We start from the raw sequence: 392 nt of genomic DNA on the forward strand, positions 1-392 counted from the left end.
CACATATACCAATCAAATGAACGAAACTGTGTTGACCAATTCTGGTTTTCATCAAGTTTCTGTGGGAGTAAATTTGTGGACAAGAGAACAAAGAGCAGCAGCTTGTCCAAATATCAATTCGGTTTTTGGAGGTTTCTAAAAATCTCTTTTGTTGATTTTTGTATTTGCTATTTGGTTACTAACAAGTATTTCTAAAACCCTAATATCACTGTTCGAAAACAATTGATGTTTGCCTTTCTGAATATCTTTTTTCAACAATTCATTTTTCTCTAAAATAGCTTTTGTTTGTTTAGCAACAGCCAAACCAGAATCAATAATTTGCATTTTATCACCCACAATTTTTCGAATTTGAGGAATCAAATACGGATAATGTGTGCAACCTAATACCAAAC

Annotated in this window: 1 pseudogene; it reads right to left on the reverse strand. The window is 32.1% G+C overall.

The window, feature by feature from the left end:
* Positions 1–135: 135 nt before the first annotated feature.
* A pseudogene (locus IU405_RS09380) lies at positions 136–392 on the reverse strand (glutamate racemase); the annotation flags it as partial.

Origin of the sequence: Polaribacter sp. BAL334 (assembly GCF_015767435.1) — a bacterium.
Taxonomy (GTDB): Bacteria; Bacteroidota; Bacteroidia; order Flavobacteriales; family Flavobacteriaceae; genus Polaribacter.